General features: G+C 53.1%; 20 protein-coding genes and 3 pseudogenes. 12 read left to right on the forward strand and 11 right to left on the reverse strand.

Annotated elements, in window-relative coordinates; all coding sequences use genetic code 11:
• The 5 genes and pseudogenes from RMR21_RS19040 to RMR21_RS19060 form a co-directional block, all read right to left on the reverse strand.
• Positions 1–354 carry a hypothetical protein gene (locus tag RMR21_RS19040; protein ID WP_498670997.1) on the reverse strand — a complete coding sequence of 118 codons (354 nt, stop codon included), beginning with the start codon at positions 352–354 and terminating at the stop codon, positions 1–3.
• Between the two features lie 261 nt (positions 355–615).
• A pseudogene (locus RMR21_RS19045) lies at positions 616–858 on the reverse strand (DDE-type integrase/transposase/recombinase); the annotation flags it as partial.
• 72 nt (positions 859–930) lie between these two features.
• A pseudogene (locus tag RMR21_RS19050) lies at positions 931–1,077 on the reverse strand (ATP-binding protein); the annotation flags it as partial.
• A 346-nt stretch (positions 1,078–1,423) separates the two neighbouring features.
• Positions 1,424–2,569: a hypothetical protein gene (locus tag RMR21_RS19055; protein WP_498670998.1), complete on the reverse strand. Its 1,146-nt coding sequence runs from the start codon at positions 2,567–2,569 to the stop codon at positions 1,424–1,426.
• Between the two features lie 31 nt (positions 2,570–2,600).
• Positions 2,601–3,212: a TetR/AcrR family transcriptional regulator gene (locus tag RMR21_RS19060; protein ID WP_498670999.1), complete on the reverse strand. Its 612-nt coding sequence runs from the start codon at positions 3,210–3,212 to the stop codon at positions 2,601–2,603.
• A 140-nt stretch (positions 3,213–3,352) separates the two neighbouring features.
• Here RMR21_RS19060 and RMR21_RS19065 point away from each other — a divergent pair, with 140 nt between their 5' ends.
• The 3 genes from RMR21_RS19065 (at position 3,353) to RMR21_RS19075 (ending at position 4,279) form a co-directional block, all read left to right on the forward strand.
• Positions 3,353–3,619 (forward strand): hypothetical protein, encoded by a 267-nt coding sequence (locus tag RMR21_RS19065; RefSeq protein ID WP_498671000.1) that lies wholly within the window; start codon positions 3,353–3,355, stop codon positions 3,617–3,619.
• Positions 3,620–3,747: 128 nt separating this feature from the next.
• Positions 3,748–3,900, forward strand: a complete 153-nt coding sequence (locus tag RMR21_RS19070) for a hypothetical protein (RefSeq protein ID WP_498671001.1) — start codon at positions 3,748–3,750, stop codon at positions 3,898–3,900.
• 82 nt (positions 3,901–3,982) lie between these two features.
• On the forward strand, positions 3,983–4,279 hold the full coding sequence (locus RMR21_RS19075) for a 3-oxoacyl-[acyl-carrier-protein] synthase III C-terminal domain-containing protein (protein ID WP_498671821.1): 297 nt from the start codon (positions 3,983–3,985) through the stop codon (positions 4,277–4,279).
• 411 nt (positions 4,280–4,690) lie between these two features.
• On the opposite strand, the gene RMR21_RS19080 is transcribed toward RMR21_RS19075, so the two are convergent.
• The gene (locus RMR21_RS19080) at positions 4,691–5,035 is read right to left on the reverse strand and encodes a hypothetical protein (protein WP_498671002.1); all 345 of its coding nucleotides are present in this window, start codon (positions 5,033–5,035) and stop codon (positions 4,691–4,693) included.
• Between the two features lie 165 nt (positions 5,036–5,200).
• On the opposite strand from RMR21_RS19080, the gene RMR21_RS19085 reads away from it, so the two are divergent.
• From RMR21_RS19085 to RMR21_RS19100, 4 genes are all read left to right on the forward strand, one after another.
• A complete protein-coding gene (locus RMR21_RS19085) occupies positions 5,201–5,674 on the forward strand; it encodes a hypothetical protein (protein WP_498671003.1) in 474 nt (157 codons plus the stop codon).
• Positions 5,675–6,348: 674 nt separating this feature from the next.
• Positions 6,349–7,116 (forward strand): response regulator, encoded by a 768-nt coding sequence (locus RMR21_RS19090; protein WP_498671004.1) that lies wholly within the window; start codon positions 6,349–6,351, stop codon positions 7,114–7,116.
• Positions 7,113–8,462 (forward strand): ATP-binding protein, encoded by a 1,350-nt coding sequence (locus RMR21_RS19095; protein ID WP_498671005.1) that lies wholly within the window; start codon positions 7,113–7,115, stop codon positions 8,460–8,462. Before RMR21_RS19090 ends, RMR21_RS19095 begins: the two co-directional genes overlap by 4 nt.
• A gap of 713 nt (positions 8,463–9,175) precedes the next feature.
• The gene (locus RMR21_RS19100; RefSeq protein WP_498671825.1) at positions 9,176–9,370 is read left to right on the forward strand and encodes a cysteine peptidase family C39 domain-containing protein; all 195 of its coding nucleotides are present in this window, start codon (positions 9,176–9,178) and stop codon (positions 9,368–9,370) included.
• Here the strand turns inward: RMR21_RS19100 and RMR21_RS19105 are convergent.
• A protein-coding gene (locus tag RMR21_RS19105) for an IS5 family transposase (protein WP_498671006.1) occupies positions 9,363–10,117 on the reverse strand; the annotation gives its coding sequence in 2 pieces (ribosomal slippage) (positions 9,363–9,787 and positions 9,787–10,117; 756 coding nt in all). The genes RMR21_RS19100 and RMR21_RS19105 overlap by 8 nt on opposite strands.
• Positions 10,118–10,199: 82 nt before the next feature.
• On the opposite strand from RMR21_RS19105, the gene RMR21_RS19110 reads away from it, so the two are divergent.
• The 3 genes and pseudogenes from RMR21_RS19110 to RMR21_RS19120 all read left to right on the forward strand — a co-directional run.
• Complete coding sequence (locus RMR21_RS19110) at positions 10,200–12,104, forward strand: peptidase domain-containing ABC transporter (protein WP_498671826.1); 1,905 nt, start codon at positions 10,200–10,202, stop codon at positions 12,102–12,104.
• Between the two features lie 59 nt (positions 12,105–12,163).
• Complete coding sequence (locus RMR21_RS19115) at positions 12,164–13,339, forward strand: HlyD family secretion protein (protein ID WP_498671007.1); 1,176 nt, start codon at positions 12,164–12,166, stop codon at positions 13,337–13,339.
• A gap of 98 nt (positions 13,340–13,437) precedes the next feature.
• A pseudogene (locus RMR21_RS19120) lies at positions 13,438–13,914 on the forward strand (integrase core domain-containing protein); the annotation flags it as partial.
• A gap of 391 nt (positions 13,915–14,305) precedes the next feature.
• Here the strand turns inward: RMR21_RS19120 and RMR21_RS19125 are convergent.
• Positions 14,306–15,265 carry a helix-turn-helix domain-containing protein gene (locus RMR21_RS19125; RefSeq protein ID WP_498671008.1) on the reverse strand — a complete coding sequence of 320 codons (960 nt, stop codon included), beginning with the start codon at positions 15,263–15,265 and terminating at the stop codon, positions 14,306–14,308.
• Positions 15,266–15,742: 477 nt separating this feature from the next.
• Here RMR21_RS19125 and RMR21_RS19130 point away from each other — a divergent pair, with 477 nt between their 5' ends.
• The gene (locus tag RMR21_RS19130; protein ID WP_498671828.1) at positions 15,743–16,057 is read left to right on the forward strand and encodes an ArsR/SmtB family transcription factor; all 315 of its coding nucleotides are present in this window, start codon (positions 15,743–15,745) and stop codon (positions 16,055–16,057) included.
• Between the two features lie 54 nt (positions 16,058–16,111).
• Here RMR21_RS19130 and RMR21_RS19135 read toward each other — a convergent pair whose 3' ends face one another.
• Positions 16,112–16,696, reverse strand: a complete 585-nt coding sequence (locus RMR21_RS19135; RefSeq protein WP_498671009.1) for a transposase — start codon at positions 16,694–16,696, stop codon at positions 16,112–16,114.
• Positions 16,697–16,980: 284 nt separating this feature from the next.
• Here RMR21_RS19135 and RMR21_RS19140 point away from each other — a divergent pair, with 284 nt between their 5' ends.
• Entirely contained in the window at positions 16,981–17,787 is an 807-nt protein-coding gene (locus RMR21_RS19140) for an oxidoreductase (protein ID WP_498671010.1), read from the forward strand.
• A 649-nt stretch (positions 17,788–18,436) separates the two neighbouring features.
• Here RMR21_RS19140 and ftsZ read toward each other — a convergent pair.
• A complete protein-coding gene (gene ftsZ, locus RMR21_RS19145; RefSeq protein ID WP_498671011.1) occupies positions 18,437–19,429 on the reverse strand; it encodes a cell division protein FtsZ in 993 nt (330 codons plus the stop codon).
• Positions 19,430–19,486: 57 nt separating this feature from the next.
• Positions 19,487–20,752, reverse strand: coding sequence for a beta-ketoacyl-ACP synthase II (gene fabF / locus RMR21_RS19150; RefSeq protein ID WP_498671012.1), 1,266 nt, complete (start codon positions 20,750–20,752; stop codon positions 19,487–19,489).
• Between the last annotated feature and the right edge of the window lie 64 nt (positions 20,753–20,816).

Genomic DNA, 20,816 nt, shown 5'->3' on the forward strand with positions numbered 1-20,816 from the left:
CTATGAGGAGAGTGAAGGCCATGACCTGAGATATGCCGGGGATAGAGATGAGAATTCGAACCTGGCCTTCAGGGTCGCGTCCTCGCCAATGAGGCTTATGATGGCCTCATCTAGGGCTTTGATCTGGCGGTCGATCTGTCTGAGCCTGTCGGCATTGTGTTTCTTCAGGAGCGGACTGGACAGGTTCCTGGCTCTGTTCTTCGCGACAGTTCTGTCCTTGATGAGGGCCAGTCGCGCGACATGCAGCTCTTTCAGATCATTATGGATTTGCGCTTCGGCTTGCAAGATGCGGGCTTCAAGAAGTGCGCCGTAACGGGCCAGCATCGCGGCGTCGATCCTGTCTGTCTTGGCCAATCGGCCCGTAGCCTCTGCGAAGTGCGGGAAGAGCGGGGATTGACCTTGGAGAGTGGCGGCCTCTCGTTTCGCGATCCGTCCCCCATCGGCAGAGAAAGATGGCCGTCCTCTCCGGCGCCTCTTTATCTCACAAAGAAGCAAAAAAATCATAAGACAAGCGTATCGCGTTTAATCGCATTCATATCCTGCGGCTTTGAAGTAATTTCTGGGCACTGTAAACTTAACTGACACCGATCAACAATCTCGCCCGTTGGTTTTTGCTCATGCGGCCTGTAGGCGTGCGATCTCATGCCACATTTGCATGGCTGCGGCTCTCAGTTCGCGGTAATGATCGGATGGAATATCGTGGCGTGGAATGTGAAAGAGATTGGCGATGGGGTCATGAACAGAGACGAAGCGCTGGAGATGTCGGGTTGACTTGAAGCCCTTCATGATCCGCTCGCGCCATCGTGTCGGTTGATGGGAATTCTCCGCGCGGTTGTTCAAACCTCTGTGCGAACGATGTTATACACCGGGCATGATGTCGCGCTTTGCGGCGCCATAGGATCACAGCTTGTCGGTGGCCAATCGGTTCACCTACGGTGCCGCTTTTTCTCCTCTCTTGCTTGCTGCGGCTGCCGAACTGGCCTTGAAGCGGAAGCTGTCATTACCTGTTTCCAAGATATGGCAGCGATGGGTCAAACGATCGAGCAATGTCGTCGTCATCTTGGCGTCCCCGGAGACGGTTTCGAGAACCGCATCGCCATGGCCACAGTCGAGCGCCCATTGCCGATAGAGGCATGCGTCATCGAACGACAGGAACGGGGTTGGTTCACCCCGCCGTATCGTCTGCTTTCTAGAGTTGTCGCAAATCACTAACGCGGAGCGGTGACAACTGATCACGTCCGATGTGGGTTGCATGGTCTACTCGGTACCCGAGTCTGCCAACGCTCACACGCTGCCGACTGCCGTTGAATAGGCGCCCGGTGTCTTACCGACGTGTCTGCTGAAGATGTGCAGAGCGGAGTACGGGTAAAAGGCACTTGAGTCACGTTCAGCCGATAAGATCACGATGAATGAACTGCAGGCTCTATCTCCAGCTCGTATAGTCAGCGGCAACGCATCCAAATGGCGCTCGATCCTGGCCAAATCGTTTCTTCAGCTGGTCACATCCCCACTTATTTAAGGGCGCCGGCATCAAGTTGTTGATGTCCATGCCCGGAGACTGAAACTGCGTTTCCGAGGTCGTCACATACCAAAGCCAAAATCCGAACAATCCGACGATGATGAGAAGCAGAACCCCGAAGAACACCTGAAGGCGCTTCCAGATAGAAATCGTTTTCTTCGGCGCCTCGACCAGAAGCGGCGGCTGACTATTGTCGGAACTATTGGCGAAGGGCGCTAATGCGGTCGTTCGCTCTTCATCTGTCAGCAAGACGCGTTGGAGAAGATTATCTAGCAGCACCGGCAGAGCTGTTTTGCCATGCCTGACAGCCAAGCCAACGGATTTGCCGTTAGCCGATCCAATGATCAGCGGCTCTTCGCCGTTCTTCATGCGGGTGTAGGACGACCGTCCGGTCTTATCGCTGGCAATCTTGTCGTCATAGGTAATAGAAAGAACCCCGCGTTTGCGATCAAAGGCCGTAATCTCGACGGGTACCGGCAAGAGAACCGCCGGATGGCGCAACTGGCTTTTGACCCGCCAGATACGCAGGGTCAAAAATATCATCCCGACAACCAGTCCGCCTAGAAGCACAGTCAAGACGGTAAGCGTGATGATACGGTTCCAGAGCTTATCCAAGCCGAGGCTGATGGTTGCCAGTTCCGGATGGTCCGCGGAAATCACGAGTCCGGTCTCGTAGTCACCCACATGGAAATCGACGAACATGACCTCGACGTTGGTATCGTAGTCATGGCCGTTGTAACGGTAGACCAGGCGAGCCTCACAGTCGGTGAAAATGGCCTTGCGGGTGGTACAGCGTCCATTTTGAACGGCGCCGCTGTCCAGCGTCAATGGATTTTGGCTGATCTGAATGTCGCGGTAGATCCCCGGGGCTTCCCAGACAAGCATAAACGCTGTCAGAAGAAGGATAATCGGGGTCGACCAGAAATATGCCCGCGGGGTCGCGATCACATCCGGTGCCAAAGAGAGTGGGCAGGTAGGGAAAGTAATCGGAGGTGTCAAATTCGGGCTTTCAATATTCGTTGGACGATCAAAGTACCAGCTTACCGCCATCCGCTTCACATCCTGGATGCTCCAGCAGGATTCAGGAAGGCGACTGTGTATATAAACCGAAGGAGACCATCGCCGCTTCACACGCACGCATAAACCTCATCGACGGACCTTCTTTGCCCACTGCAAGTTTGCTGACGCGTGCGCCCTCCAACAGCATGGATAGCGTATCAGCCAAAAGCTCTGGATCGCTCACACCTGTCGAACGGCACAGATTGACGAGTTTGGAATGTTGTTCCATCTTCAATGTTTCTATTAAAGCATGCGCAGGGTGTCCCTGCTCCTTCAATTCCACCGCAGCATTGGCCAAATCACATCCGTAAGGCTCGCTGGAAAGACAGTGCGCGCGCGCTTTCACCCAAGCCGCAAGCTGCGCCCTCGGGTCGCCTGGGTTTTCTGTTTCGAGATCTTCCCAGACTTTCTCTAGCGTTCGAGAACTGTGCTTGAGCGCTTCACACACGAGGTCGTCCTTGGAGCCAAAATGTCGATACAACGTCATCTTGTTTGTGGAGGCGGCTTCCGCGATGGCATCTACGCCTATGCCGCGTATCCCATGTTCACGAAACAGTTGACAGGCCGTTGATACGATCCGGTCACGAGGTGCGATTTTCTGTTCGGGAGCGCGATCAGATTTCTCGGGTTTCATTTTTATCCTGACGCAGTGTTGACATAGGTGTGACCGGTCGGTAACTATTCAAATGTTACTTACTGGTAACACCCAAAACCTGAACTTGTCAAGCAATCGCTATTTTCCAAAGCGTGGGGACTTGTCGAAAGGAGACTGTAATGAATCACACGACTGACGAGCTGACCCTCACTGAAGTTTTCTGCGATCCGCTGATCCTCGCAGTCATGCGCGCCGATGGTGTTGCTCTGAACGAATTTAAAGAGTTGATGTATTCGGCGGCTAGGGCCTTGAAGAAACAAGATGTCACAGCACCTGTTGGAAAGTTTCGAACGCCCGGCCTAGCAGCTTCATCCAATCGTACACTTGTAGCCAACATACAGCCTTTGTTCGCAGGTTCGTTTCAGCCGTGCTCCGCCCATATGTAACTCTGAACGTGACGTGCATCAGCATCTCACATGTCGGGTAGCGGCACTGGTACGAGATAGTCCAATTTATCGCCGTCCTTTGCCTCCATGGCATGCAGAAGCATTGGTAAAGGCGTCAAGAAAACTGAATGCGTCACCGCGCCGCTGGTTGTTCGAATTTCGAAACGGGAACTGGAGGAGATCAACGGATCATCGCAGCGATGGGGCAGGTGCGGATCCTCGGTCGCCTGCCGCGTATCTATACTTTAACGCTGGAAAGCCTCGCTCTGGCTTTCCAGTAAAATTTTCCGCTCTCTTCGTTCACGGGGAGCATGCCATGAACTCACCCGTGTGGCATCCTTTTTTACCCAAGCAGCGGAGATGATGAGCACTTGTTCAACCCAGGCGCTTGCAAAAACGGGGTTCACTGCAGCAGATGTCTCCCGTTTTGTACCGCACCAGGCCAATGCACGCATCTCCGACGCAGTCTGCAGCAGACTTGGTATCTCTGCCGAAAGAGCAGTAAGGACGGTCGCCGATTACGGAAACTCTTCTGCCGCGACCATTCCTCTTTCCTTATCTCTTGCGAATAAGACTATTGCGTTTGCGTCGGGTGAAAAGTTACGATTGTGCGCAGCCGGAGCCGGCATGACTGGCGGTGCATGCCTGATTGGATTGTAAATTGGTGCGGATGCGTGGCCGCCAGGATCCCACTAAAGCATACCCTTCTGGCACGCTGCCACGCCCAGGCCGATAGCCACATGAGTGCTACTGAGCCTTTCTCGAATTTTGGGCTTAAGGGGTTGGTTTGAGTTTTATTTATTTGTTTCGTCTCGGCATGATTTATTTGAGTAGGACAAAATTATTGTCAGACACTTTACTACACCGGATCTAATGGGCTAACGCGAAATGAAAAAGCCGGTTAAGTCCTGCTGATATTCAACAGACAAGGCATCGAACGACCTTAAGGCGTGGACAAACCGACCGTCATCAATGCTGGCAAAGCCCCATTCTATGGGGTGGCTATCGCCCAATTAAGGGTCGAAGGGAAATGCCCGAATTATCTGGCACACCGTCGGCAATTCCGTCTTGTCATCGTCGCCGGGCTGTAAAACAGGTACCATGCAGAAACGTCAGGTTTTCAATTCCCGTCAATTGGCGAAATGAACCTGCCGCATGCCAGTCATCTAGAAGGTGTTCAATATTGATGATCGGAAGGTCGGTTACTGTACGAATATGATCAATACAGTTAGATGTGGTGACAATTGCTGCAAAATGGTGGCTACGTGCGCCCAACTCAAATTCTTGGGCCGTCATGGCACTGGATGTCGTTAGGCCCTCAGCCTCACAAACAGACTCCAACAATCTAACCACACGGGGTTCTTGAAGATATAGACAAACACTTCTGAGCGCCCACAACCCAACAAGATTTAACATTCCTTGCTCTCCTGTTTATGGTCAGACTAATAAATTTTGTGTGCCAGTGTGTTGTAAGTTATTATATTTTGTTGCAGTTTCAGGACGCACAAAATGAAATAAAACCAAACACATTGCTGCAACGGCACCGGTTAGGCTCCCTTACTCTCGATAAGGAAGCGCCAAATGCTCTACCCCCGCAGTTCACCGAAAATACTGATCTTTATGCCCGCAGTTGCTGGAGAGGCGATCGCAGCAGGGCTGACGAAGCATGGACACGCGTCCGTCTGCATATCCACTATTCCAGAGGCGTTTGACGCACTTCGTTCTGGCGAATTTGGTTTTGCGATTTCCACCAGGCCGGACATCGACCTTTTGCGTAATATCCGTGCACTACCAGTCATCAATTTCGAAGTCTTCTTTCATTCCGAGATTTCGGGCGATCGTAGAGCTCCAAACTCGAAGCGTTTCGACAGCAAGGCGTTCCTTGAAAGGGTTGATTTTTTGGCTCGGACGATTGCGTCGGCGACACAATGTGTTGCGCCTGACGGTGAAAACCCGGCTTCAGTTGGCCAGAGGCGCCGTGTCTCGTGGTGGACGGTCGTTGCGAACATCCTGCGCTCCAACAGTCGCAAGGATACGACAAATGTGCCGTTCTGAGAAGTTCTCTCGTGTTCCATACCCAACGTTGCTGCCCGTCCTTCGCGGAAAGATATTGCCGCACCTTACAAAACTTGGAACCGTGAACGTCTGGTCACGCATCGCCGATGTTTTGAGAACCGCTGCACCGAAACAGGAACAATTTTTCTTTGGGGGAACTCTCATGATATCTTGGTTTATGAACGCCGCATCTTTCACTGGATATGGGCTCTTGGCCATATTTATCTCGGTAGCAGTGGCGAGGCTCGCTAAGCACAGATGCTTGGCATTGGCAGCAAGATTGCCCCGCCGGTCACAAGCAAGACATTATCTGGTCACCTGGGTATCCGCCGCATTCTTTTCGCTGCTGACTGCTCGGGCATGCTACCTGTCCACATTGATCGTGGACTCCCAGTTTCGCTCTGACCCCTTTGAAATGAACACCGCTCCAAAATAAGCAGTGCCGTATGCTGACCACCGTCTCGTGTTGGTCAGAGGTGGCCGGCTTGCCAGTACCGTAGAGAAGCGACTGTCGCAGATTCCAGTATCTGCAGACATCTGCTCCAGACGCGCAACATCTTGCAACATTTCTAAATATTATTTTGCACGCGAGCCGATAGGAGTAGAGTATGGGGTGGCAGACCCGCTGAAGCTAACTGGGAAGACGCCGGCGCGATCGGCAGAGTTTTATAGATATGGCACGATCGCCACAGCAACCTGAAAGTATCACTTTGCTCAGATCAGTCGCGTTGACGCAGGCCAGGATCCTAATTGTTGAAGACGACCACGACATTGCAGGAATGCTTGTCGATCTGGTCAGATACAACGGCTTTGAGGCTGCTGCGGTCGCAAACGGAGTCGAGATGGACAGGATCCTCGCCCGTCGCAGTTTCGATTTGATCCTCCTGGATGGAATGCTGCCCGGGGAGGATGGCTTCAGCATTTGCAGGCGGTTGCGGTCTGCCGGAGAGACTCCCATTCTGATGTTGACAGCCCTTTGCGAGGATATAGATCGCATACTCGGTTTGGAACTGGGCGCTGACGACTATGTTACCAAGCCGTTTAATTCTCGCGAGCTCATGGCGCGCATCAAAAACATCCTGCGCAGAGTTTCTGGTCATGACGAGCCGGAAGCTGAGCTTGAAGCAATGACGTTCTCAGGATGGAAAATAGATCCAAGGAGCCGCCAGATATTCGATGCGGAAGGCGCTCAGGTTTCAATGACAACAGCAGAGTTTGACCTCCTATGGGCCTTCTGTTGCCATCCCAACAAGGTTCTCACACGGGAACAACTTCTTGCGATGACGCACGCGGGCTCTGCTGGTCCGGTTGAACGAAGCATAGATGCCCATATCAGCCGTGTTCGGCAAAAGATTGAGCCTAATCTCAAAGATCCGACATTCATCAAGACCGTGAGGCTCGGTGGATACCTATTCGCGTCGCAGGTTGAGCGTCTTCCATGAAGAGGCTTCGTAGCGCCTCTATCCAAAAACAACTCTTGTTTCTCGCGATCCTGCTCGTCGTTCTCGTATCAGGCGTTGCAGCGACGACGGAACCATTCATATATGGAAGGCACGATAAGGGCATAGAGATCGGGTTGCTTGCCGGTCGGATGGAAACGGTGCTCGAACAATTTTCCCGTAGCCAAACCGAGCTTGAGGAAGAAGCCGCACTGCGCTTTGCCGATCGGCTTGGCATTTGGACTAAACGTTCCTCTGTTTCCCGAGCATCTATCTTGTATGAGGCTGGCACCCCGAACACCGAAATCCTGCGGCGCGTTAAAGAGCTTATAAATGATGGGATCGTGACAGCGATACAAAATGCGGTATCCGGTAATCATGGTGCACCCGTGCTCATCATCAAAGTCGATGATACCAGAGCTCTTTCTTTCACTATGCCCCAGTTTCCCCCCAGCGTTTGGTTGCTACCAGCCATGGCAAGCGGGATTCTGAAGATTGTCATCCCGCTGATACTTTTGGCATACCTCAGCAGTTGGTTGATCACAGAACCCGTAATCCGGTTTGCGGCAGCCGCACAACGTGTCAGCATGGACGATCATTCAGAGGAGCCGTTCAAAGCTGAAGGTGCCCTCGAAATCAGGAGCTTGGCGGCATCACTCAATACCATGCAGAGCCGGATTCAGACCATGCTCCGCGAACGGACAAGAGTGCTTCGAGCCATCAGCCATGATCTTAGAACACCACTCACGAGATTGCGCATGCGCATCGAGCGGTCGAGTGAGCCGGCGCTGAAAGACATGATGCTCGCTGATGTCGCAACGCTGTCTTCGCTCATAGACGCCAGCCTCAGCTTTTTAGACAACACGTTCGAGCCCGCACGCAAGGTGGATTTGTCGAGTTTACTGCAAACGATTTCTGATGATTTTGCAGACACAGGTATCGGGACGCGATTTATCGGCCCTAGGCGCCTAACACATGTGTGCATGCCGCAGGCTTTGACACGCGCCGTTTCGAACCTTGTCGATAATGCGTCACGCTATGCCGAAAATATTGAACTCTACCTTGAGGACCATCGAGACGGAATTATCATTCGAGTTTCAGATGATGGGCCCGGCATCCCGGATGAGCTGAAGAAAAGAGTTTTGGAGCCATTTTTCAAAATGGATCAGGCCCGTCAGACTGGTGCGAACGGCGGAGGCTTCGGACTTGGCTTATCGATCGCTCAGGGGATTGTGGCGACGGGCCATAAGGGTCATTTCACATTGCGGGATGGACAGCCACACGGCCTTGTGGCGGAAATCATCTTGCCAAAGGGGAAAGTAGTCCGGTTCAACGAATTGCGTGCATGAGCCGTTCCCAAAGCAATCAAAAGTGACAGCCATTTACAAAAAAGTTGCCCGCAGCGGGCTTCTGGTTAGGGAACGCCCACTCCTTGCATCTTCCGCCTGTTTGCTAACCCGGCCAGAGAATTCGCTTAGCGAAAACTCTGGCTGAGCCCGAGCCAGATCTGGAGTGGCCGTAGTTCCGCCAATTGGGTTACCGTCGCCAAGCATGGGCACGGCATATCCAGTGTGGCACAATCCGCGCATATTCTTCTAAGAGCGTGTCAGATATCTTGCTTTCGACCCCAATATTGGGGCGATCGTCATCGTTATGTAACCTTTTAAAAGAATGTCGGCACACCTCGAGCCTTCAACATTTCTCAACAATTCAGAACACACAGCAACGTCCGCTGAGCCTAGGGTTGCCCTGCCAGTCAGCAGCGCGACTGTCTCCAAATCTGATCGGGGTGCACATCTCTGCTCGGTTTGGCCCCAGTCCCAACACCACAGTTCTCAGGAGATATCGATGATAAACACCGTCGTTTTCCTAACCCGCAAGGTCGCGCCTTTCAGTAGCGCTTCAACGACGGCTCAGCAGTATTATGTCTCGTTTACCGGAGCCACCGCTCTCTCGTCGGTGAGACGTACTTGGTTTAAACCCGCGTGTTGCATCATGCTCGCAGGAGTATCGTCCGTTGCTTCTCAACGTCATCAATGATCGTTCCCGGATTGTACCGATCTTGCAGTCGGAAGCCGCTGAATGCGGTATTGCATGCCTGGCGATGGTGGCATCGTATCATGGTCACCGAATTGCCATGTCCGAATTAAGGAGACGCCATGCCATCTCAGCCAAAGGTACCACTCTTAAGAGTTTGATGGCCATTGCTGACGACCTCTCTTTCACCAGCCGGGCACTAGGCTCCAGACTCAATTAATCCACCATGTAACGATAGCGGCGATGTAGCATGTTGCCGCGAAGTTGATCATGAGCTTGTCGTATCGTGTTGCAACACGCCTCCAATCCTTGAGACGGCAGAATGTGCGCTCGATGATGTTTCGTCGTCTGTAGGCGATCGGGTCGAAGGGCTTGATCCGCTTTCGGGTTGGATTGTTTGGAATGACGGGTTCAGTGCCGCGCGTTGTCAGGAAGTCGCGCAAAGCGTCGCTGTCGTAAGCCGTATCTGCGGCGCAGAGCCGCGTCGGTGGCAAAGGTTCGAGCAGCGGAATGGCAACGGGTGCGTCCCCGCGTTGCCCAGGCGTTATTCGCAACGCGACTGGACGGCCGCAACCATCGACAACAGCATGGATTTTTGTCGATCTGCCGCCTCGCGAGCGACCGATGGCTTCGGCATCTGCCCCCCTTTTTCGCCAGCGGCTGAACGGTGTGCTTTTGCGGTGGTGCTGTCGATCATATGGATATCCCGATCGGTGGTTTGCACCAAGGCTTCAAACAGTCTCCGCCATATCCCTTTTGCAGACCAGCGATGGAAGCGATTGTAGACGGTTGTTGAGGGGCCGTAGCAGGCCGGACAATCCTGCCATCGGCAGCCGGATCGCAAGACGTGAATGATTCCGCTTATGATCCGGCGATCATCGGTGCGATGAGCGCCAGGCTGGTTGGTGGGAAGCATTGGCGCAATCACTGCCCATTGGTGGTCATCAAGCCAAAATTCTCCGGCCATGGTCAAACACTCCCGCTTTTGCGGAAAGTGAATCATGTAGAGATAATATAATCAATAGATTGATTGGGTTTCGACCCTAAAGCTGGAAATGAACGAATTGGGTCAGTTGAGGACCCCTTGTATTCTTCATTGGGATATGTCGCACTACGTCGTTCTCAGGCGTGCTACCAAGAAGTGGATCAAGATACACGATCCCGCGAGTGGGTACAGACACCTCACCCTCGCTAAAGCGTCCGGGCATTTCACCGGAGTTGCGCTCGAATTGACACCGGCAGCTTCGTTCCAAAAACGCCAAACAGTTGAACGGGTAAGCCTGGCTGATTTGTGGTCAAGGAGTGTGGGTTTCATTCCGAGCCTTGTTCAAATCCTCCTTACCGCAGTACTTCAGTTTTTTGCCCTTGTATCACCCTTGATCAATCAATTGATCGTCGATGAAGCGATCGCAAAGGGCGATTTCAGCCTTCTTAACATCATCGTCATCGGCGCTGGTCTTTTACTCTTGATCCAAGGCGCGGCGACACTGCTACGTGGTTACGTGCAGATGCACTTCAGCACCCTTTTGACGTTCCAGATGTGTGGTAACCTGCTTCGCCACGCTTTGCGCCTTCCAGTGCCTTGGTTCGAGAAGCGTCGCCTCGGTGACATCTTATCCCGATTTAATTCTCTTCAACCAATTCAGGATCTTCTAACAGGCGGCTTGGTTTCAGGCATTTTGGACGGGTTGATGGCGATCCTAACCCTTGCAGTCATGATCGTCTACGCGCCGTATCTTGCTCTTGTGGTGCTGGCCTCGCTGACGATCGTCATTTGCACGAGATTAATCACATTCCCTTGGTTGCGCAGTCTCACTAATGAGGGAATCCAGTACCAAGCGAGAGTTGACGGCGTATTCCTTGAAACCATCCGCGGTGCACGTGCCTTCAAACTCTTTGGACGAGAGCTGGAGCGCCACGGCCTTTGGCAAAACGCCTATGCTACCAGTCTCAATAATAATGTTCGCCTCCAAAAAATTGGCCTGAAAGGCGCGGTCGGCTTATCGATTGTAACAGGCGGGGAAATGCTTCTGGTATTTTATGTCGGTGCGAACGCAATTATCCGTGGCGAGATGACTCTCGGTATGCTGTTGGCCTTCCTGTCATATCGTGGCCAGTTCAGCGGCGCGGCGCTGTCATTCGTCGATCAGTGCTTCAAGTTTCGGATGACGGGACTGCATCTTGAACGTCTATCTGATGCGGTACACCAGGACACGGAGCCCGGTATTGAGGCAGCGTCGCACACCCTGCGTCCTATCACAGGCGGATTGAAGATAAGCAACCTGTCATTTCGGTATGCAGAGCGTGAAGCCTGGGTGCTGAAGGATGTTTCGCTGGACATTAAGGCCGGTCAGTCGGTGGTTTTTGTGGGTCCTTCGGGGGGTGGAAAATCCACGCTCTTGAAAGTGTTGACGGGTCTCTATCGCCCGATCCTGGGCGAGGTCTTGGTCGACGGACTGACTTTCAACGCTTTGGGTCTGAGAGCATATCGCGCTCAAATCGGTGTTGTAATGCAAGATGATCAGCTTTTTGCGGGTACGATAGCCGATAATATCGCGTTCTTCGATCCGGATATGGATATGCGGCAAGTCGAAACCGTAGCGCGCAAAGTCGGTCTTCATGACGAAATCCAGCAGATGCCGATGGGCTACATGACGCTGGTTGGAGATTTGGGTACGACTTTGTCGGGCGGGCAGCAGCAGCGAGCCCTGTTGGCGAGAGCGCTATACAGAAATCCCGCAATTTTGTTTCTCGATGAAGGAACAGCCAATCTAGACCTTATGTCCGAACATCGCGTTATGCACGCTCTTAAAGGTCTTGGTATCACACAGATTATGGTCGCGCATCGGCCTGGCGCTATCGAGGGCGCCTCACGAATTTTCACCATTGAAGCGGGTCACGTTCGCGAATTGCAGCGCCATACCCCGGCGCATCCTTTGCAGGTGGTGCCATGAGCCACAATCTATTCCGCAGTCAAGCCGTCGAACATCGTCGAAGGTTGCCTGGCGAGGTGATGATCGCCCAGCCTTTGAGTTATAGCGTGATGACCGCCTTGCTCGGTGTCTTTGTCATCGTCGGGGCCACCTATCTTGTGACCGGTACCTACGCACGAAAAGAGACGGTTCCAGGATATGTGGCGCTAACTGGAGGCCTCGCCCAACTGTATGCCACAAAAGGCGGCGTCATCTCCCGTGTCCTGGTCCGCGAAGGCGATACAGTGACGGAAGGGCAGCCGATTGTGGAGCTTTCGCTGGAGACAACGGGTGCTCAAGGTAAGGTAGGCGAGGAACTACGCTTACAGATCGTGTCTCGCATCCAGGCGGTCGATACGCAAATTCAAGCGGCCGAGTCACGCTTTGATGAAGAACGTCGCCGATTGACTGCAAGACGTCACGGTCTCGCTGAAGAACTCGCCTCGCAAACCCGCCGACTGTCATCAGAACGCGAGCTTCAGGATCTTCAGACGCAAGATGCGAAACGCTATGCCAGCCTCCAAGTGGGTGGTAGCGGGACAAAGTTTGAATTGTCACGCCTGCAGCAGCAAATTCTATCGCAGAAAAGTGTTGTTTACGAATTGGAACGTCAACATGCACAGCGCCAGGGTGATTTGGATGACGTGCAATCGCAACTGACCAGTCTACCTGCTGAGCAGAACGATAAGCTTGCCCAGTTGCAGGGACTTCGCAGTGAACTTCAACAGGCATTGGCTCAGCTTCAGATCGATCGCGCTTACGTCGTTGTTGCACCCGTTGCCGGCAGGGTTGCTGCTCTGCAGGCGCAACCTGGTCAGACGGCTGTGGCCCGCTCGCCCTTGGCAGCGCTTGTTCCGGCGGGAAGTTCTCTTGAGGCGAACCTGCTTTTGCCGTCACGCGCCGCGGGTCTGGTCCAGACCGGCCAGGAGGTCAGGCTCAGGATTGACGCCTTTCCCTACCAACGATTTGGAGTCGTTGTCGGCCACATCATCCAGGTTTCTCGTTCGACCTATCGCGAAGGTGAACTTATAGCTCCCATCGCTTTCACTGACCCTGTCTACCGGGTCACCGTCAGCCTCGATCGTACTAGCGTTTCTGCCTACGGCGAAGAGCGCCAACTGACACCCGGTATGACACTCATCGGCGATATCATAACAGATCGCCGAAACTTCATCGACTGGATTACGGATCCGATAGAAGCCGTCGCCAGCCGATGAAGCCAGCAGAGGGAAGGGCCATCATGGTCTAACCCCTATGACTAACCAACCTAAAGGAGACTAACATGAGCAAGATGATCGAAATCAATAGCGACATGCTCGACCTCGTTAGCGACGCCTTCAAGGATGGCCGTCGCTTTCGCGTTCTTGCCGTTGTTGACGCCTTCACCCGCGAATACCTGGCGCTGGTCGCCGACACGTCGCTTTCGGGTCGGCGGCTTGCGCGGGAACTTGATGCCGTCATCGCCCGACGAGGGAAGCCGCGAACGGTTGTCTCTGACAATGGCACGGAGATCACGAGCATGGCCATTCTCGAATGGTGCCAAAGCAGTCACGTCGACTGGCATTATATCGCCTCTGGCAAGCCGATGCAGAACGGATTCATCGAAAGCTTCAACAGCAGCTTCCGCAACGAATGCCTCAACGAAACATTGTTCTCGTCACTGCCACAGGCAAGGACGGAAATCACAGCATGGAATGAGGACCACAATCGAAACAGGCCACACTCTTCACTGGGCACTATCACACCCACTGAATTCGCAATGAAAATGGCTATGGAGAAACTGGCAGCATAAGGCCAGATTGAAAACCCCAGACTCTCCTGAAAACTGCAGGGAAGATGGGTCTCAGGTCAGACAGTTTTCAGGAGGACCACCTTAACTCGATGTCCCTGAAACCGGTAGCAGGCCAATATGGCATGTCTTTTTCTAATAGGCACTGTAAACTTAACTGACACCAATCAACAAGCCACACCTTTAATTTAGGAGTATCTTTCATCATTTGGTATCCGCTATTTTTTGGTGGGCATTTCATGCATCCGAGCACTGTGCTTCAGAATGTGAACGGAAATTCGCGCTTATAAATGGTTTGCTCAACCCATACGCTCGACGAGTTGGTGAAGAAGGCTGAGGTGGATACTGGTAAACGGGTCGGATTCGTGCATCGATATCACCGGCCCTACAGCATCTAAAACTCGCTTTTGCGGATTTGAGACGGAGGGACGCCAAATGCCTTTTTGAAACTGTTCGTAAAGGAACTTTGGGTCGAAAACCCCCAATTTTCAGAGATTTCCTTTATCGACAGGTCCCTATGCTCACCGATCTCTTCGCGAGCTTTTTGGAGGCGCAGAGCGAGCTGATATTCGCTGATGGTTTGTCCCACGCAGCTCAAAAACGAATACTGCAAGGCTCGGACACTGACAGCGCTCAGGCTCGCTAAGAATTCCGGAGAGCTTCTGGCTGCCGGATGTGCATGGATATAATCAATCGCTCGACGGACCTGTCTCGGAGCGACGAGGGGCAGAGGTGCCTTAAGCTTCTGAGTGTAGTTGTTGGGATAGTTCAGAAGAAAACTGTCGATTACCAGATTACCAATGGCAGGCGACTGCGCATTTAACGATCTTGCAATTTCCTGTAAGGGGGAGCCATTCAGAAATTGGACAAGAGCCGGCAGTCCCTTGAGGTGGGCTTGATCTAGGGCGCATTTTTTGAACTCGATAGTCTGAACCACGGGCTTATCGAGCAGTATCGATAAACGCGCACTGAGCAGAACGTCAGAAATCACCACTGTCGTGTGTTCGCTACCATCCAGCACATCCACGCTATCAGCGTGCCGGTAGCCAATAACCTGATCGGAGGTGACGTTTAATTTTTCGCCCTTGAAGTGGTATCCGGTTGCTCCTTTGCTCATGAAATTAAACAACACGGAATCGAACATGGCAACCGGCGTAACTCTATAGTCACCTATGGTTGTCGACCATTCGAAAAATACTTCATCGAGCACCGCAAGACGACCATTGACACCGTATTTGTAGTGCGACGCCAATGGTGTAGCAGAGACTGGAGCATAAGCCTCACTCAGGTACTCCTCAACTTCCCCAATATCCCTGGACGAAATTTTGAGCTCTTTGTACGGACCGGTCGACATCCCCAAATATCCAAATGCAAGTCGGGATCGTTGAACGGCGCATTATGCAACAGTCCAACCTATCCGAAATCATCTTATGTACATTAATAGAATTCAGATTTTTTTCTGAATTCGGCAACCATACTCGACGTGTACAAATTGTTAGGCCTGTCTAGTTGATTTTTTTGGGCTGAACAGAGGCGTTTTCGAGGCGGTAGCGGACTGCCTCGCCAGGGATATGGAATACAAACTCGCATCGAACGGACAAAATAAAACTGCACCTCATAGATACGCCTGCACCTGCTAGAAACTTATCAGTGCCATCCGCCTATGAAGAGTGCTTTTCATCGAATATTCTTAATTAGGAATATTTTATTCCGTAAGTTCGATCAAGCAGAAATTTTTCCATCACTTGTTCAATGATTGGTGGTCCGAGCCTTTCGCTCGAACACTACCTCGAACAAAAAAGGCTTCGGAGATGGGTTTGTGAGCATACGCTTGGATGAGCAATCAATTGTTGCGGCGACGAGACTTTTATCTGCGATGGAGAACCCGAAAAGGCTCGCGATATTGAGAATTCTCATGGAGGGAGAGATGCCGGTAGGGCAGCTTGCTGAGCAGGTTGGTCTCAGCCAGTCGGCTTTGTCGCAACATCTCTCCAAACTGCGCAATGCGCAGGTAGTGCAGACCCGCCGTGACGCTCAAATGATCTATTATTTTAGCCATTCAGAGGCAGTGCGACGTGTTTTTGCCACGTTGGAAGAGATTTTCAGCGAGCAGCCACGTGCTCTTTTGAGCTCTGGTGCCAAATAGTTCGTTAAGCTATGAGTGGGCTGGTCATCTCCCCGTTAAAGACGGGCTGATTACCTATCCATGACCCCATTTGCCAACCTGTTCTACATCCCGCACCACGACATTACCTCGAGGCCAGCACGGCGAACTGCGCTCGGCGGCCATGAAACTGTGGGCGAAAATTGCCAGAGTATGACCGACGAACTCGGACGGCGCCATGGTTCGCCATAGGCCTTTAAGTTTACGATGCCGAAATCCCCCCCCAGTACTCGAGCGACCCCTTTGTAATCGCTCATCTGTCGTTCGCTCAGCAGCAGGATCAATGGTCGGCCATGACCATCGCAAACTGCGTGCAGTTTCGAGTTCAGGCCGCCTTTGATGCGGCCGATCGGTCTGGGAACAAACCTTTTTTAGCAGTTTGGCTGCGGTGCGATGGACTTTCAAATGGGCGGCATCGATCATCAATTGCTCTGGCTTACCGCGTTTTTCGATCGGTCCGGCCAGAATCCGGTTGAACACACCAAGCCGGCTCCAGCAAATGAAGCGATTACAGATCGCCTTGTGCGGACCATATATCTTCAGCGCATCACGCCACCGCGACCCATTGTGCAAAACAAAGATGATGCCGCTTACAATCAACCGGTCGTCGATGCGTGGCAAACGATGTGACGGTGGGAAATAGGGCTCGATCCGCGCATCTGCGCCTCCGACGGAAGCATCAAATCACTTATAAAAAACGTCTCCCTTCGCTCCCAGTGAATCAAGGAGAGCAAACCAACGCGAGTGAGTTAATGGGTCCTGAGCCTAATCATTGCCCGATAGACATTCGATGGGGGATTAAATTACATTCTTTTTTTGATTTGACTTGAAATCTAAATACATTATAGATTTTATATGACATCTATAATAGAGCAATTTATCCTCCAGTCAGATCGGAATTTTCGATGTCTCAGTTAAAGGTAGTGGTGATAACAGGCGCGTCGTCTGGCATCGGACAGGCCACGGCGCGGCTTCTGTCCCAGAACGGTTACAGAGTTTTTGCAGGCTCTAGATCTGTTGACAAGAGTGGTCCATTGCCAAGCGTGGAATACGGCATATTGGATGTCAACAGTGATGCATCCGTTGTTCGGTTTGTTGATTGGGTTCTGTCCCAAACCGGTCATATTGATGTTCTCGTCAATAATGCTGGCGTCTCGTTGATGGGATCGGTCGAGAGCACGTCGATTGAGGAAGCAAAAACTGTCTTTGACACAAACCTCTTTGGCCCTCTGCGCATGATGCGCGCGGTGCTGCCGTCGATGCGTAGAAAAAACACGGGGTTGATTGTCAATATCAGCTCCGTTCTCGGCTTCCTGCCTGCACCGTATATGGGTGTTTATGCAAGCAGCAAGCATGCGCTGGAGGGCCTCTCCGAAACGCTGGATCACGAGGTTCGAGGGTTCAACATCCGCTCCATACTCATCGAGCCCACTTTCACAAGGACTGGTCTTGATGTTCACGCCAAGCAAACAGAAGCACACATTGCCGAATACGATGAACAAGCGAGCAGGACGCAGGACGCAGTGCTTGCTGAAATCAAGTCCGGCAGCAGCCCGCAAACGGTTGCCGCTGAAATATTGGCAGCCATCACGTCGTCGCACAAAATGCGACGTACAGTTGGCAAGCAGGCGTTTTTGCTGAGCTCGTTGAAGAGGTTCGTACCCGCCAAGGCCCTGGATGCTGGAATAAGAAAGACCTTTGGAATGCGTTGACGCATGCGAGTGTCTACGGACCCAATGATCTGCGGATAAGCCCAGACTGAGAATATGTTAACAAAGGAGATGTCGTAGTCACTGGCTATGAAAACGACCTCTGCCTTATATCAGAGCAATTGCGCAGGAAGCTCTCCAGCCGATTGAGCGTGGCGGCAAGGATCTCGGACTGAAAGCCGAGCAGATGGCTGCGCCAGACCCGATCGACGTTCTGCTCGGCACATTGCCCGATATAACGCTTTGCATATCGGGCTTGGGATCGATCATACGACGTTCACGGCCAATGTAAGACCCTTCATCTAGCGCCGTCTCAACGGGTCAGTTGAAGATCCGGCCAACCGTCGTGCGGAGACTGCAACTGTCTGGGTAAGGGCAAAACAGCCTCACTGCCGCAAGACCAATCCTCTTGGATATAATTTGTCGTTGAAAACAAAGCTGAAGGAAAATGATGGTTTGGCTGGGATTGCTTCGGCGCTGGATGTGCTATCGTCCTATCCGCGTGCGGCCAACCATGAGATGCGCCTTCCCAGATTTTCCATCTGTCTAAAATCGTTTCTACATCGTCTCTTCTTCCACAATCCCGGGCTCGTCAGTGGCTCTCATGACTGGAAGTGGATCACGTCCGATGTTTGTAGGGCGTCCAAAATCGTCAGGCCACGCGCTCGATATGAGTTGGCACCTTCGCTCGCCTCAGACCCGTCGCGATAATGGAGACGCGCATTGTGCTGGCAAGTGTTTCGTCGATTGTCGCGCCGAAAACTATCTCCGCATTTTCACTTACCGCTTCGCGAATTCGGCCGGCAGCTTCGTCGACTTCAAACAACGTCAGGCTTTGACCCGCAGAAATCAGAACAAGAGCCCCACGGGCATCACTGACCAGCGCATCGCCAAACAGTGGATTGTCAATGGCTGCTTGGGCAGCGGCAGCAGCGCGGCCTTCGCCCGATGCATCGCCGGTTCCCATGACAGCCAAGCCCATATTCTGCATGACGGCCTTCACATCGGCAAAATCGAGATTTACCAGCCCTTCCTTCAAGATCAGATCGACGATCGAACTCACGCCGGAAAACAAGACAGCGTCGGCGGCGGCGAAAGCGGCAGCAAGAGTGGTATCCGGATTGGATACTCGAATAACGCTCTGGTTCGGAACAACGATAACCGTATCTGTGGCCGCCAAAAGCCGGTCGACGCCTGCCTTTGCCTGGCGTGACCGATGTGTGCCCTCAAAAGCGAAGGGTTCGGTGACGACGGCAACGGTCAGAATTCCCGCATCGCGCAAGGCTTGCGCAATCACCGGGGCGGCTCCGGTTCCCGTGCCCCCTCCCATTCCAGCGGCAAGGAAACACATATGGTAGCCGGCTAATTGCCCTACGATCTCCTGGAGCGTTTCTTCGGCAGCCGCCTGACCGACCGTAGGCAACGAGCCCGCTCCGAGACCGCCGGTGATCTCAAGCCCGAGCTGGATTTTTTCTGTTGCCTTGCACTTGCTCAGCGCTTGCGCATCGGTATTGGCTGCCAGGAAGGATACGCCAGAGAGGTTTTGTGCAATCATATTATCGACCGCATTACCGCCCGCTCCGCCCACTCCGATCACAGCGATTTTGGGCTTGTAACTCGCACCCCTAGACACGCCTTCAGTCATGGCTCACAGTTCCTTTTCGATCTCGAAATCCAACGATTTCGTAGGTCATCACGTGGTTCATGTCCACCGCTTGAAGATGGCGCTCGCGTTCACGCCACCGAATCCGAAGCCGTTGGATATCGCGTAATTCATGGCCATCGAACGCGCTGTCTTTGAGACGATGTCGATACCATCACTTGCCGGGTCCGGCGCATTCAGGTTGAGCGTTGGAGGCGCTATTTGATCACGTAGTGCCATGATGGCAAAGATTGCCTCCAGCCCGCCAGCGGCGCCAAGAAGATGACCCGTTGCGGATTTCGTGCCGCTGACAGCAAGACCGGAGGATTTTCCGAATACAGCCTTGATCGCTTCGATCTCGCCCCGGTCGCCGAGGGGCGTTGATGTCGCATGGGCGTTCATGTGCTGGATATCATTGGGAGAGATGTCTGCCTGTCTGATGGCAATTTGCATCGCCCGGGCGGCGCCAGAGCCGTCTTCAGGACCGGATGTGATGTGGTAAGCATCTGCCGTCGTGCCGTACCCGACCAGCTCGGCAAGAGGCTCGGCGCCGCGTGCAAGCGCATGACTGAGCGCTTCAATCACCAGGACGCCGGCACCTTCGCCCATCACAAATCCATCACGGAGCATGTCAAATGGCCGCGACGCCGATTGAGGCGTGTCATTAAACCCGCAAGACAAGGAGCGTGCAGCAGCGAAGCCGCCAAGGCTGACAATATTCATGCAGGCCTCGGTGCCGCCGCAGACGGCGATGTCGGCTTCATTCGACCTGATCAGTCGGGCAGCGTCGCCGATTGCCTGAACACCGGCAGCGCAGGCGGTGACAGGAGCGCCTATCGGGCCTTTGAAGCCATGTCGTATCGATATGTGACCGGCAGCCATATTGACCAAGAACGACGGTATCGTGAAGGGTGACAAGCGCTTTGGACCCTTTTGGTCTACCGTTCGCACGGCATCGGCGATCGCCGGGAAACCGCCGATCCCTGAGGCAATGATGGTTGCTGTGCGACGCCGATCGTCTTCGGACGCGGGCTTCCAGCGCGCTTGCGCGAGTGCTTCTTCAACGGCGGCAAGCGCAAACAGAATAAAGCGGCCGATTTTGCGCTGGTCTTTCGAAGGCAGGAAAAGATCGGGATTGAAGCCTGCGTCCGCGTCCTCGATTACCGACGGGACGACGCCGCCCACCTTGGCAGGAAGGTCTTTGACCATATCATCGGGTAAGCGACGAATGCCGGACTGTCCGGCAACAAGCCTTTTCCAGGAGCTGGAGACGGTGGCACCGAGCGGACTGATCGCTCCCATGCCGGTAACGACGATACGACGCATGAAGCGCTCCATTTCTGTTCAAGCATGTCCAGGAACGTAGGAACCGGTTTCCCGGTCAGGACTG

Source organism: Agrobacterium sp. rho-8.1 (assembly GCF_033957725.1).
GTDB lineage: Bacteria > Pseudomonadota > Alphaproteobacteria > Rhizobiales > Rhizobiaceae > Agrobacterium.